At 73.1% G+C, this 12,879-nt stretch carries 13 protein-coding genes; 11 read left to right on the top strand and 2 right to left on the bottom strand.

Translation table 11 applies throughout. The features are described 5' to 3' along the window. Window positions 1-4: 4 nt before the first annotated feature. From ACFPIJ_RS32245 to ACFPIJ_RS32210, 8 genes are all read left to right on the top strand, one after another. Complete coding sequence (locus ACFPIJ_RS32245; protein ID WP_380120580.1) at window positions 5-442, top strand: hypothetical protein; 438 nt, start codon at window positions 5-7, stop codon at window positions 440-442. Then, window positions 439-1,452, top strand: a complete 1,014-nt coding sequence (locus ACFPIJ_RS32240; protein ID WP_380120578.1) for an FHA domain-containing protein — start codon at window positions 439-441, stop codon at window positions 1,450-1,452. Before ACFPIJ_RS32245 ends, ACFPIJ_RS32240 begins: the two co-directional genes overlap by 4 nt. A 17-nt stretch (window positions 1,453-1,469) precedes the next feature. Further along, complete coding sequence (locus ACFPIJ_RS32235; RefSeq protein ID WP_380120576.1) at window positions 1,470-2,258, top strand: protein kinase domain-containing protein; 789 nt, start codon at window positions 1,470-1,472, stop codon at window positions 2,256-2,258. Window positions 2,259-2,307: 49 nt separating this feature from the next. After that, complete coding sequence (locus tag ACFPIJ_RS32230) at window positions 2,308-4,260, top strand: cation:proton antiporter domain-containing protein (protein ID WP_380120574.1); 1,953 nt, start codon at window positions 2,308-2,310, stop codon at window positions 4,258-4,260. Between the two features lie 46 nt (window positions 4,261-4,306). Further along, window positions 4,307-6,133, top strand: coding sequence for a serine/threonine protein kinase (locus ACFPIJ_RS32225; protein ID WP_380120572.1), 1,827 nt, complete (start codon window positions 4,307-4,309; stop codon window positions 6,131-6,133). A 91-nt stretch (window positions 6,134-6,224) separates the two neighbouring features. Next, window positions 6,225-6,752 (top strand): PadR family transcriptional regulator, encoded by a 528-nt coding sequence (locus ACFPIJ_RS32220; protein ID WP_380120570.1) that lies wholly within the window; start codon window positions 6,225-6,227, stop codon window positions 6,750-6,752. Beyond that, window positions 6,745-7,422 carry an ABC transporter ATP-binding protein gene (locus tag ACFPIJ_RS32215; RefSeq protein WP_380120568.1) on the top strand — a complete coding sequence of 226 codons (678 nt, stop codon included), beginning with the start codon at window positions 6,745-6,747 and terminating at the stop codon, window positions 7,420-7,422. Before ACFPIJ_RS32220 ends, ACFPIJ_RS32215 begins: the two co-directional genes overlap by 8 nt. After that, on the top strand, window positions 7,419-9,569 hold the full coding sequence (locus ACFPIJ_RS32210) for an FtsX-like permease family protein (protein WP_380120566.1): 2,151 nt from the start codon (window positions 7,419-7,421) through the stop codon (window positions 9,567-9,569). Before ACFPIJ_RS32215 ends, ACFPIJ_RS32210 begins: the two co-directional genes overlap by 4 nt. Before the next feature lie 3 nt (window positions 9,570-9,572). On the opposite strand, the gene ACFPIJ_RS32205 is transcribed toward ACFPIJ_RS32210, so the two are convergent. Continuing rightward, the gene (locus ACFPIJ_RS32205) at window positions 9,573-10,097 is read right to left on the bottom strand and encodes an NUDIX domain-containing protein (protein WP_380120564.1); all 525 of its coding nucleotides are present in this window, start codon (window positions 10,095-10,097) and stop codon (window positions 9,573-9,575) included. 40 nt (window positions 10,098-10,137) lie between these two features. Here ACFPIJ_RS32205 and ACFPIJ_RS32200 point away from each other — a divergent pair, with 40 nt between their 5' ends. Together ACFPIJ_RS32200 and lexA are read left to right on the top strand one after the other, a co-directional pair. Continuing rightward, entirely contained in the window at window positions 10,138-10,896 is a 759-nt protein-coding gene (locus ACFPIJ_RS32200; RefSeq protein ID WP_380120562.1) for a thioesterase family protein, read from the top strand. A 60-nt stretch (window positions 10,897-10,956) separates the two neighbouring features. Beyond that, entirely contained in the window at window positions 10,957-11,586 is a 630-nt protein-coding gene (lexA, locus tag ACFPIJ_RS32195) for a transcriptional repressor LexA (RefSeq protein ID WP_380120560.1), read from the top strand. Here lexA and ACFPIJ_RS32190 read toward each other — a convergent pair. Beyond that, window positions 11,564-12,205, bottom strand: a complete 642-nt coding sequence (locus ACFPIJ_RS32190; RefSeq protein ID WP_380120558.1) for a TetR/AcrR family transcriptional regulator — start codon at window positions 12,203-12,205, stop codon at window positions 11,564-11,566. The genes lexA and ACFPIJ_RS32190 overlap by 23 nt on opposite strands. Before the next feature lie 69 nt (window positions 12,206-12,274). On the opposite strand from ACFPIJ_RS32190, the gene ACFPIJ_RS32185 reads away from it, so the two are divergent. Next, on the top strand, window positions 12,275-12,859 hold the full coding sequence (locus ACFPIJ_RS32185) for an alpha/beta fold hydrolase (protein WP_380120556.1): 585 nt from the start codon (window positions 12,275-12,277) through the stop codon (window positions 12,857-12,859). Window positions 12,860-12,879 lie beyond the last annotated feature (20 nt).

Genomic DNA, 12,879 nt, shown 5'->3' with positions numbered 1-12,879 from the left:
GACGATGGTGCCCGTGCTGCTGGGTCGCATCCAGACCCGGATATTCCTGCTCGCCGTGGTCGGGTCGGTGGTCACCGCCCTGATCACTCCCGTGCTGCCCGGCGGCGGCCCGCTCTCCGACCGGTACCGGACCGCGTTCGTCGTGCTCGGCGCCGTCGCCGTCCTCGGCATCGCCTGGGAGCTGCTGTATCACCTGCTCATGCAGTTCCGCTGGGAAAAGGACTGGCCGTCGCTGTTCGGCCTGCTGACCGGTGTGCCCGAGGCCGTCATGCTGTGGCTGCTGCTGCGCGCCGGCGCGGTGCCGGGGGTCGAGGCCACCCCGCCGGTGGCGGCGTTCGCGCTGCAGTTCGCCGCCGTGTGGACGGCCGTCTGGCTGGTGGCGAACGGCCCGATGCGGGTGCCGTTCCTGCGCTGGCGGTTCCGGGGCGGACGGCTGACATGAGCGAACCCGTCGTGCAACCCTTGCCGGGCGCCGGTCTCGTCATGCGGGCCGGCCGGCTGTTCGCGGCGTGCGAACCGGCCGGGTCGGAGGAACTGCTGGCGCTCGTCGCGCGGATCGCCGCGGACGGCGGCGACGGTGCGGAACTGACCCGGCACGCGGCCGGGCTGCTGGCCGCCGGTGAGCTCAGTTGCGCCGTCGGTGGCCAGTCGGCCGATGGCGGCGTCGCGGTGTTCGTCTGCGGGCACGGCGCCGCCGAGGTGGACGGCCGGGTCCGGATGTCCGGCCCGGAGTCGGTGCGGCACGTCGTCGCCGGACCCGTCGGCACGCTGCGGCTGGCGCTGCCCGGGGCCGGGACACCGCACCCCCTGGCCAGCCTCACCGCCGGGGTCGTCGGCGCCGCCGGGCTGACCGTCCGGTTCCCCGCCGCCCCGCAACCCCAGGAACCGGCACCGCCCAGGCCCTCGCCGTTTCAGTCGGTCCTGCTGCTGCCCGGGCACGCGCCGGCGCCGCCGCCCGACGTGCCGGCCGCCGCCACCCAGCCGCTGGTCGAGGGCGTGGACTGCAAGAACGGGCACTTCAACGACCCGGCGGTGCGGTTCTGCCAGCTGTGCGGCATCGCCATGCTGCAGGTGACGCACGTGACCCGGCTCGGGCCGCGGCCGCCGCTGGGGGTCCTGCTGCTCGACAACGGCATGACGCTGCGCGCCGACGCCGACTACGTCGTCGGGCGGGAGCCGGAGCGCGACGCCGACGTCGCCGCCGGGCGGGCCCGGCCGCTGCGCATCGCCGACTCGCACGGCGGCATCTCCCGCCGGCATCTGCGGATCCGGCTGTCCGGCTGGCAGGTGCAGGTGCTGGATCTCGGCTCCGCCAACGGCACCTTCGTCCAGGAGCCGGGCGCGCAGGAGGCCCCACCGGTCCCGCCGGCGCAGCCGGTGACGATCCGGCCCGGCACCAAAGTCATCTTCGGCCGCCGCTGGTTGCGGTACGAGTCGCACCGCAACCCGTGAACACAGAAGGGACCGGCGTGCAGGGTATCGCCGACTACGAATTCGTCAGGCCGCTCGGCTCGGGCAACCACGGGCAGTACTTCCTTGCCCGCCGCCCGCCCCGGCTGCCGGTCGACGTCGAGCACGTGGCCGTCAAGGTGCTGTCCGCCGAGTCGACCGAGGTCGCATTCCGCCGTGCCGTGCGGGAGCTGACCGCGTTCAGCGCCGTGCAGTCGCCGTACCTCGTGTCCCCGTACGACGCGGGGCAGCAGGACGGCAGGTTCTTCTACTCGATGGAGTACCTCCCGGCCGGGTCCCTGGCCAACCCGGCGACCCCGCCGGCGCCCGCGGACGCGATCCGCGCCGTCGCCGACGCGGCCCGCGCCACGGCGGCCCTGCACGAGGCGGGCCTCGTGCATCGCGACATCAAACCCGGCAACGTCCTGCTGAACCCGGCGGGCGGCAGGCTGTCGGATCTCGGACTGGCGCAGGTGTTCACCGAGGGCGTCACGATCACCGGGATGGGTCCGCTCGACTCCGTCGAATACGTCGACCCGGCGGTGCTGACGGGCGGGCGGTTCGTCCCGGCCGCCGACGTGTGGTCCCTCGGCGTCATGCTGCACCGGGTGGTGAGCGGCACCGGCGTCTACGGCGACCTGCCCGCGGGCGACGGGCTGCTGGCCCTGCGCCGGGTGCTGTCGGAAGCACCGCGGATCGACCCGTCGCTGCCGGGTCCCGTCGCGGACCTCGTCGGTGACTGCCTCGGCCCCGCCGGGCAGCGCCCCACCGCGGCAACCTTCGCGGCCCGCGCCGACGCCTTCGTATGAGCACGGCCATGAGCACGGCCATGCGCGCACCAGACAACCGGGGGTCGGCATGACGGCACATCAGCTCGGTCAGCTCCTGCTCGCGCTCGCCTGCGTCATCACGCTTGCGCGGCTGCTCGGCGCGGCGGCCCGCCGGCTCGGCCAGCCGCCGGTCATCGGCGAGATCCTGGCCGGGGTCCTGGTGGGGCCGACCCTGTTCGGCACGATGGTCAGCGACCGGCTGTTCCCGGTCGACATCCGCACCGCCCTCGCCGGGCTCGCCAACGTCGGCCTGGTCCTGTTCATGTTCATCGTCGGCTACGACCTGGACTTCGACGCGGTGAAAGGGCGGCGCAAGGCGGCGGTCTCGATCTCGGTCGGTTCGGTGCTGCTGCCCCTCGGGCTCGGCGTCCTGCTGGCGCTGTGGCTCGCCCGCCACCACGACGTGCCGGACGTGGCGCCGTTCGCGTTGTTCATCGGCGCGGCGATGTCGGTGACCGCGTTCCCGGTCCTGGCCCGCATCCTCACCGACCGGGGCATGCTGCGGACCGAGGTCGGCGGGCTCGCGCTCGCCAGCGGCGCCGTCGACGACGTCGTCGCCTGGACGCTGCTCGCCGGGGTCGTCGCGATCGGCGCCGGCGGCGGTGACGTGCCGTGGCAGACGCTGCTCGCGGTGCCGTACGCACTCGTCATGTTCCTGCTCGTCCGGCCGCAGCTGCGGCGGCTCGTCGAGGCCCGGACGCGGGCGGGCCGGCTCACCCCCGGCATCCTCGCGGTCATGCTGGTCGGGCTGCTGCTGTCGTGCTGGTGCACCGAGGCGATCGGCGTCCACGCCATCTTCGGCGCGTTCGTGTTCGGCGCGGTCATGCCACGCGCCGGCGGCGAACTGCTGCGGCACGAGACCTTGGAACGGCTCGAACAGGTCAGTGTCCTGCTCCTGCTGCCGGTCTTCTTCGTCATCGCCGGTCTCCGCGTCAACCTGTCCACATTGGACAGCACGGGGTTGCTCGACCTCGCCCTGATCCTGGTCGTCGCGATCACCGGGAAGTTCGCCGGCGCGTACCTCGGCGCCCGGCTCAACCGCATCCCGGCGCGCCGGGCGGGGGCCCTGGCAGCGCTGATGAACACCCGGGGGCTCACCGAGATCGTCATCCTCACCGTCGGGGTCCAGCTGGGCATCCTCGACGACACGCTGTTCTCGCTGATGGTCGTGATGGCGCTCGTCACCACCGTGATGGCCGGGCCGCTGCTGTCCGTCATCTACCCGAAGTCTCTCGTCGCACGGGACGTCGCGGAGCTGGAACGGGCGGCGCTGGGCGTGCCGGAGGCCTACCGGGTGCTGGCCGTCGTCCCGGCCGGGCCGGCGGCGCGGCCCATGGTGGACCTGGCGACCGCGGTGGCGGTGCGGCACGACCCGGCCGAGGTGGTGCTGAGCCGCATCGTGCCGTTCCCGGTGGCCCGCGTCGAGGTCGGCGCCGGGCTCTCCGGGGACCTGCTGGCGATGACGGCGGCGATGAAAGAACTCGCGGACCTCGCCGAGCCCGTCCGGCAGCAGGGGCCGTCGGCGGCGGTGTTCGCCCGGTTCAGCGCCGACCCGGCCGCCGACATCCTGGCCCAGGCCGACACGACCCGCGCCGACGTCGTCTTCGTCACGGCCGGACAGGACGGCCTCGCGGCGCTGCGGGCGAGTCTGGTGACCGTGGTCGCGCCGCCACCGGACGGCTGGGCCACGGTGCTGGTCAGGGTGGACGGCGACGACGGCGAGGCGGTCCTGCGCCTCGGCGCCGCCATCGCCGCCGCGCACCGCGCCGAGCTGATCGTCGACGCCGGGGCGCGCCCGGCCCGGCGGCTCGCCGCCGCTGTGCGCGAACTCGGCGGCACCGTCCTCGGCCCGGACGTCCCACCGGCGGCCCTGGTCATCGGCACCGTCGCGACGGCGGACGCGCACCTCGTCGTGCGGGCCGCCCAGCCGGCGGTGCGGGCCGACCGGGACGCGCCGGTACCGACAACCGCGCCCGCATGATGCACAATCTTCCCGGCCGACAGATGCATACGGGGGGACGGAACCGATGACGGGCAACGAGTTGCCAGGATCGCCACTGCGGGCCGGGGACCCGAGGCAGCTCGGCCGGTACACGATGATCAGCCGGCTCGGCGAGGGCGGCATGGGCACCGTCTACCTGGCGCAGACCCCGGCCGGCGTGCCCGTCGCGGTCAAGGTGATCCGCGGCGACCTGGCCCACGACGAGCAGTTCCGCCGCCGGTTCCGCAGCGAGGTCAACCGCGCCCGGCAGGTCCCGCCGTTCTGCACCGCCGAGGTCCTCGACGCCGACCCCGACCATGAGCTGCCGCACCTGGTCGTCGAGTTCGTCGACGGCCCGAGCCTCTCCGACGTCGTGCGGCAGCGGGGCCCGTTGACACCGTCGAACCTGCACGGTCTCGCGATCGGCGTCGCGACCGCCCTCACCGCGATCCACGGCGCCGGGGTCATCCACCGTGACCTGAAGCCCAACAACGTCCTGCTCGCGGCCGGCAGCCCGAAGGTCATCGACTTCGGCATCGCCCATTCGCCGTCGGCGACGACCGGGCTCACCCGCACCGACCAGGTGGTCGGCACCGTCGCGTACATGGCGCCGGAGCGGTTCGGCCCGATCGACGGCCCGCCCGTCACCCCGGCGGTGGACATCTTCTCCTGGGGCGCCGTCATCGCCTACGCCGCCACCGGCCGCAACCCGTTCGGGTCGGACGCCGGGCCGATCATCGCCACCCGGATCCTGACCCAGCCGCCGGACCTGACGGGGCTGTCCGGGCTGCTGCGCGAGCTGGTCGAGCAGGCCCTCGCCAAGGACCCCGCCGACCGGCCGACCGCCCGTGGGCTGCTCGACCGGCTGCTGGTCGCCGGGCCTTCCCAGCCCAGCGCTGTGGCCGACGCGTTCGCCCGCCAACCCGACCTCCTGGTCGCCGCCGAGGAGGCCGTCCAGGCGACGGACCTGCAGACCTCTCCGTCGCTGGGCACCACGGACGGGCAAGCACCCGCGGTGCCGGGCACCACGGATGGGCAACCACCCGCGTTCCTGGGCGACGCGGACGCGACGACCAGGTTCGCGGACGGCGCGCAGCCCAGGTTGGTGGACAGCGGGCAGCCCGCGGTGCCTGCGGCGGCCCCGCCGTCCACCGCAGGCGGCGGCCGGTGGGGACGGGCCATGATCGCGGTGGTGGCGGTCGCCGCGATCATCACGTCGCTCACCGTCGCCGGTCTCGTCTACGGCGTCATCCCGCTGCCGTCCCGTGGCGCACCGTCGTCGGCGTCGACCGCCGGCACCGCGAGCCCGTCCACCCCCGGCTCCCCGGGCGCGAGCGGCAAGGTGTTCATCGCCGACCCGCTCACCGCCGTCGACGGGTGGACGACCCGCGACGACAAGGAGAACCGGGTCACCTGCCGGTTCGACAACGCACTCGTGGTCACGAAACAGAGCGCCGGGCCCTACCGCTGCCCGGGCGTGCTGGACGAGCTGACCGACTTCAGCATGACCGTCGACGTGCGGCTGCTGACCGCGGGCAGCTGCGCCGGGATCTGGTTCCGGTTCTCCACCACGGGCTACGTCCTGCGGGTCTGCGCCGACGGCTACTCCCTGGCGACGCACGACGCGGCGACCATCACGCCGATGCGTGCGTTCCCGTCCACCGGCCCGATCCCGCTGAACACCGTGACCAGGATCGGCATCGCGGCCAAGGGGATGAACGTGACGTTCACCCGCGACGGCCGGGACGCCGGGACCTGGAACGAGGCACGGTTCAGGAGAGGCCGCGTCGTGCTCGGCATCCTCCAGGCCGACCAGACCAGCGAGCCGCCGCCGTTCTCCGTCTCGTTCGCCAACATCGAGATCCGCACCTGAGCGTTCGGACCGCTCCTTGAGGGGATCGGTCTCGCTGTATCTACGCTGAGGGTATATACGCGGCGTATACCTTCAGCGTATGGTGGTCTCCATGAGCGTTCCCCTCACGCTGCTCGGGCTCCTGGAACGGGAGCCGAGCCACGGCTATGACCTCAAGCGCGACTACGACACCTTCTTCGGGCGCGGCAAGCCGCTGTCGTTCGGGCAGGTCTACGCGACGCTGGGCCGGCTCGCCCGGGACGGCAAGGTGGTGATCAGCGACGTCGAGCCCGGCGAAGGACCCGACCGGAAGCGCTACGTCATCACCGACGCCGGCGCGACCGAGGTCGACGCGTGGCTCACCGAACCGGTCGAGCCGGAGCCGCACCTGCAGACGGTCCTGTTCGCCAAGGTCGTGCTGTCGCTGATGCTCGGCCGGTCCGCCGAGGACTATCTCGACCTGCAACGCAGCGCACACCTGCACCGTATGCAGGCACTCACCGACATCAAACGCGGCGGCAACCTCGTCGACGCGATGCTCGCCGACCACGGGCTGTTCCACCTCGAGGCCGACCTGCACTGGATCGAGACGACCGTGGCCCGCCTCGACGCTCTCACCAAGGAGGTCCGCAATGCTTGAGGCCCGCGACGTGAAGCTCGCCTTCGGGCAGACCCCGGCGCTGCGTGGCGCCACCCTCACCGTCGCCGAGGGCGAGATCGTCGCCGTGATGGGGCCCAGCGGCTCCGGCAAGTCGACCCTCCTGCACTGCCTCGCCGGCATCCTCGTGCCCGACGAGGGCGAGATCCTGTTCGACGGCACCCGCGTCGACCGGCTCGACGAGACCCGCCGCAGCACCCTGCGCCGCGACCGGTTCGGCTTCGTGTTCCAGTTCGGCCAGCTGGTGCCGGAACTCACCGCCGAGGACAACGTGGCCCTGCCGCTGCTGCTCGGCGGCACCCGCCGCGCCGCCGCCGTCGCGGAGGCCCGGCCCTGGTTCGCCCGGCTCGGCCTCGACGGGCTGGAGCTGCGCCGCTCCGGCGAACTGTCCGGCGGCGAGGCGCAGCGCGTCGCGCTGGCCCGCGCGCTCGTCGCCAAGCCCCGCGTCCTGTTCGCCGACGAGCCCACCGGCTCCCTCGACTCGCTCACCGGAGAGCAGGTGATGGACCTCATGGTCGACTCCGCCCGGGCCCAGGGCACCACTGTCGTCCTCGTCACCCACGAGGCAAGGGTCGCCGCGTACGCCGACCGCCAGGTCGTCGTACGCGACGGCCGGGTGCACGCCCTCGCCGCCGCCCGGAGCACGTCGTGATCCGGTTCGGGGTGCGGCTCACCCTCGCCGGCGGCCGCGAGGCGCTCGTGCGGCTCGTGGTCATGGCCGGCGCCGTCGCACTCGGCGTGTGGCTGCTGGTGAGCACCCTGGCCGGCGTCAACGCGGTGGACGGCCAGTTCGGCCGGTTCGCGGCGCTCCGCCCGATGCCGTCCGCCGACGGTCCACTGTGGTGGGCCGAACGCAACGACTACTTCGACGGCCAGTCCATCGTGCGGATCGAACTCGCCGCGACCGCGGCCGATGCGCCTGTCCCACAGGGCCTGCCCCGGCTGCCCGCAGCGGGGGAGTACTACGTCTCGCCGGCCCTCGCGGACCTGATCGCGCAGAATCCGGCGGACCAGCTCGGCGCCCGCTTCCCGGGGCGGCAGGCGGGCCTCATCGGCGACGCGGCGCTGCCCTCACCCGGCAGCCTCACCGTCATCGTCGGCAGCACACCGGAGTTCGTCTCGCAGCTGTACGACGCCCAGCGCGTCTCGAGCTTCCCGACCGAGGCATACGGCATCCCGCTCGCCGCGCTCGACCTGATCCTGTCCGTCGTCGCCGGCGGGCTGCTCTTCCCGGTGCTCATCTTCATCGGCACCGCGACCCGGCTCACCGCCGCCCGGCGCGAGCAGCGCTTCGCCGCGATGCGCCTCATCGGTGGCACCCCGCGGCAGATCTCGGTCGTCGCCGCGGTCGAGTCGACCGTCGCCGCGCTGTTCGGCACCCTCATCGGGTTCGGGCTGTACCTCGGCTTCCGGGCCCAGCTCGCCGGAATCCCGTTCACCGGCATGCCGTTCCACATTGAGGACGTGACGCTCGGCCCGCTGATGGCGGTCGCGGTCGCGGTCGGCGTGCCCATCGGTGCGGCCGTGGCATCCCTGGTGGCGCTGCGCCGGGTCCGCATCTCACCGCTCGGCGTGGTGCGCCGGGTCACGCCGAAACCGCCGCGCTGGTATCGGCTGATCCCGCTCCTGCTCGGCATCGCCGAACTCACGTTCTTCATCGGCAGGGTGCCGGAACACTCCACCGCCCAGGTCGCGGTGTTCCTGCCCGGGCTGCTGCTCATCATGGTGGGCCTGGTGTTCGCCGGACCGTGGCTGACGATGATCGGTGCCCGCCTGCTCGCCCGCCGGGCGCAGCGGCCCGCGACCCTCATTGCCGCCCGCCGCCTGGCCGACAACCCCGCGGCGGCCTTCCGGGCGATCAGCGGCGTCGTGATCGGGCTGTTCGTCACCACGGTCTCGGTGGGCATCATCCAGACCATCTCCGCCGAGCGGGGCGCGAACGTCGACGCCCTCGCCGTCTCGACGATGGTCACGAAGTTCGAGCACGAACATGACGACATCCCCGCCCCGGTCGTCGCGTCGCTGGCCGCCGACGGCTCGGTCCGCTCCGTGACCCTCATCCGGGACAACCCCATGAACGACGGGGAGCATGCCGGCACCGTGTTGTGCGCGGACCTCGCCCGCTCGCCCGAGTTCGGTCGCTGTGCCGACGGGGCCGTGGTGGCCTGGGTGTCGGAGGGCTTCATGCGGTACCGCGCCCCGCACGGATCCGGCATCGTCTGGCCGGCCGCGCCGCTGACCGAGGCGCAGTTCGCCGCGCAGCCGGTCATCGAGGTCGTCCTCAGCACCGACGGGTCCACCGCCGGCCTCGAACGCAGCCGCACCGCCCTGCAACGGGCATTCCCCGACCTGCGGATCATGCCGGCCACCGAGTGGGACCACACCAACGACCAGAACTCACAGCTGTCCGGCTTCCAGCAGCTCGCCGCCGTGATCATCTTCGCCAGCCTGCCGATCGCCGGCTGCAGCCTCGCGGTCAGCGTCATCGCCGGTCTCGCCGACCGCAAACGGCCCTTCAGTTTGTTGCGGCTCACGGGGGTACCACTGGGCGTCCTGCGCCGCGTGATCGCCCTGGAGAGCGCGGTGCCACTGCTGGCCGCCGCCGTCCTGGCGGTCGCTGCCGGCCTGCTCGGCGCGCAGCTGTTCCTCGCCGCGCAGATGCAGTACACCCTGCACCCGCCGGGCCTGACCTACAGCGCGATCGTGGCCGGTGGCCTGCTGCTGTCGCTGGGCATCATCGCCGCGACGTTCCCGCTGCTGCGGCGCATCACCGGCCCGGAGACCGCCCGCAGCGAATGACGGTCAGGCCAGTCGCGCCTCGGCGAGGACGCGGGCCATGATGCGGACCGAACCGTCCGCGTGGTCCCACACCTCGTCGAGGGCGGCGGCCGCCGGCACGACCCGGCGGTGCGGCACCTCGAACCTCGGATCCCACGGGTCGACGAGCACCTCCGCCCGCCAGAACGACCGGACCAGGACCAGGCCCAGCTCGGGCCCGGCGACGCACTCGGAACGGGAGAAGCCGAGCAGGCAGGCCGCGGTGACCCGGACGCACGCCTCCTCGCGCAGCTCGCGGCAGAGGGTCTCCAGGTCGGTCTCATCGCCCTCGGGCCGGCCGCCGGGCGGTCCGAAGTGGCCCCCGTGGTGGCTGACCAGCACGAGGTCGGCGCCGGCGACACAGACGCCGCTGGCGCCGTGGGCCCTGCCCGCCGGTCGCTCGCCCGGCGGGTGCCAGGACAGCAGCCAGTCCTGGTGGTTGCCGCGGGCGGCGAGCGGTGCGCCGTCGGGCGCGGGCACGGCCTGCCCGACGGGAATCAGGTCCGCCATCACCGCAGGCTATCGGCACGCGTCGACCTACGATGTCCCGATGGCGTTCTACCTTCCGCTCGGCGACGGCCGGTTCGAGTCCACCGAACACACCCGCGGGCCGTGGGACGCCGGGTCGCAGCACGCCGGACCGCCGGCCGCGCTGCTCGGGCGGGCCGTGGAGTCGGTGGCGCCGCCGGGGATGCGGGTGGCGCGGCTGACGTACGAGATCGCGCGGCCGGTGCCGATCGCGACGCTCGAGGTGACCGCCCGGGTGACGCGGCAGGGCCGCAGCGTCACGCTGGTCGAGGCCGCGATCGACCCGTTCATGCGCTGCTCGGCCCTGCTCATCCGGGCCGGCGAGGACCTGGTGCCGGCCGCCATCCCGCCCGTCACGGTCCACCTGGACGGGGCCACCGCCAAACCCATGTACCCGACGACGCATGACGTCGGCTACCACACCGCGATGGAGGTCCGCTTCTCCGAGGGCTCCTTCCTGGAGCGCGGTCCCGCCACCGCCTGGCTGCGCATGCGGGAGTCCCTTGTGGACGGTGAGGAGCCGGGCCCGCTGAGCCGGGTGCTGGTCGCCGCCGACTCCGGCAACGGCATCAGCAACGAACTGGAGCTCAGCCGGTTCCTGTTCGTCAATGCCGACCTGACCGTGCACCTGCTACGGCACCCGATCGGGGAGTGGGTGTGCCTGCGCTCCGCGACGTCCATCGACGCCGCCGGGATCGGCCTGGCCGACACGGCCCTGCACGACCAGCACGGACCGATCGGCCGCTCCGCGCAGAGCCTGTTCGTCGCCCCCCGCCGCTGACCGATCAACTGATCGATGGAACTTCGTACAAATGATCGAATCTTGCCGTATGGTGATCACATGGCGGACAGTGATCTCAGCGATCGGCAGCAGCACGTCCTGTCGGTGATCCGTGGCTGGGTCGAGGAGCGCGGCTATCCTCCGACGGTGCGCGAGATCGGCGCCGCGGTCGGGCTCGGGTCGACCTCGTCGGTGTCGCATCACCTCAAGTCCCTGGAGCGGCTCGGATACCTGCGCCGCGACGGACGGTGGCCGAGGGCGATGGACGCCCGCGACGCCGACGCCACCGCCGGGCCCACGGTTGTTTACCGCGACGCCGGGGTCAGCGTCCCGGTGCTCGGCGCGATCGCCGCCGGTCAGCCGATCCTCGCCGAGGAGCAGTCGGACGACGAGCTGACCCTGCCGTCCTCGCTCGTCGGGCACGGCAGCCTGTTCGCCCTGCGCGTCAAGGGCGACTCGATGATCGAGGCGGCCATCTGCGACGGCGACTTCGTCGTGGTGCGCCGCCAGCCGGTCGCGGAGAACGGTGACATCGTCGCCGCGATGATCGACGGTGAGGCGACCGTGAAGGTCTACCGGCGCCGCGACGGCCACGTCGACCTGGTGCCCCGCAACCCGTCCTACGACGTCATCCCCGGTGACGAGGCCGTCATCCTCGGCCGCGTCGTCAGCGTGCTGCGCCGCCTCTGACCGTCGCGGGGGCCGGTCCCGGCGGCCGCTGCCGGAGACCCGCGAGGACGGTCCGGACGTGTCCGGGCGCGTCCGCGGCCCGCAGCGGTGCGTGCCCGACCAGCAGTCGATACCAGAACGGGCCGAAGACCAGGTCGACGGCGTGTCGGAGGTCGGCGTCGGTGGGCAGCTCGCCCCGGTCGACGCCGCGTTGCAACAGATCGGTGACGACCTGCTGCCGCTCGCCGACCCAGGCCCGGAAGGACTCGGCGAACGTCGCGTCCACCTGCGCCTCCGCCATCAGCCCGCGCAGCGCGCTCATCCGGGCCGGATGCCTGGCGATGCGGTAGAGGTCCGCCACGAAGGCGGTGAGGTCCGCTTCGACGGAGCCGCGGTCCGGCACCGGCATCCGCTGCCGGATCGCCCGCCCGTAGGCCTCCATGACCAGGTCGCCCTTCGAGGACCACCAGCGGTAGATGGTGCTCTTCGCGACACCGGTCCGGGCGGCGACGCCCTCGATGGTGATCGCCCCGTAGCCCTGCTCCTCGAGCATCTCCAGCACGCCCTGCAGGACCTCCTGGTGGGCGTCCTCGCTGCGGCGGCGCCCCGACGTGCGGGTGCGGGCTTCATGGTTGGGCACCCACGCACCATACCCCGTGCTACCGTCGATGCTCATACGATACGTAGCGTTTCGATTGGGGAGTCCGGGATGAGTACTGTGGTCGTGTCGCACGGCATGCACGCCGCCGGGGACAGCGTCTGGTTCCCATATCTGCGCGATGCCCTTTCGGGGGACGGGCACCGCGTCGAGGTGCCGGACCTGCCGGCCCCCGCGACACCGCGGCCGGTGCCGTGGCTCGCCGCTTACGGCGCCGTGGTCGGCGGCACCGACCCGGCCGACACCGTGCTGGTCGGGCACAGCATCGGCGGCGTCAACCTGCTGCGCCTGCTGGAGGCCCACGACCCCGACCGGGACGGCAGGTTCACCGGTGCCGTGCTGGTGGCCACGCCGGCGCGGGACGTCGGCTACGAGGTGCTCGAGGAGTTCTTCGCCGCACCGTTGGACTGGCCCCGGATCCGGCGCGCCGCCGCCTCGATCCGGGTGCTCACCGCGGTCGACGACCCGGTGCTGGCGCCGGACCCGATCGAGCACGTCCGCACCTTCGTCACCGAACTCGGCGCCACGGCGACGGTGACCGCCACCGGTGCCCACTTCGGCGCCACCCCGGACGACCACATCGAGCTCCCGGAGGTCGTCCACCTGATCCGCGACTGCCTCACCGGCCCGCGATAGCGCCGTGCCGGCGGATCCCG

The sequence above is a fragment of the Dactylosporangium cerinum genome (assembly GCF_042653625.1).
In the GTDB taxonomy this organism is placed as follows: Bacteria; Actinomycetota; Actinomycetes; order Mycobacteriales; family Micromonosporaceae; genus Dactylosporangium; species Dactylosporangium cerinum.
The sequence above is the reverse complement of the archived record's forward strand: the minus strand, read 5'-3'. Positions and strand labels throughout refer to the sequence as shown.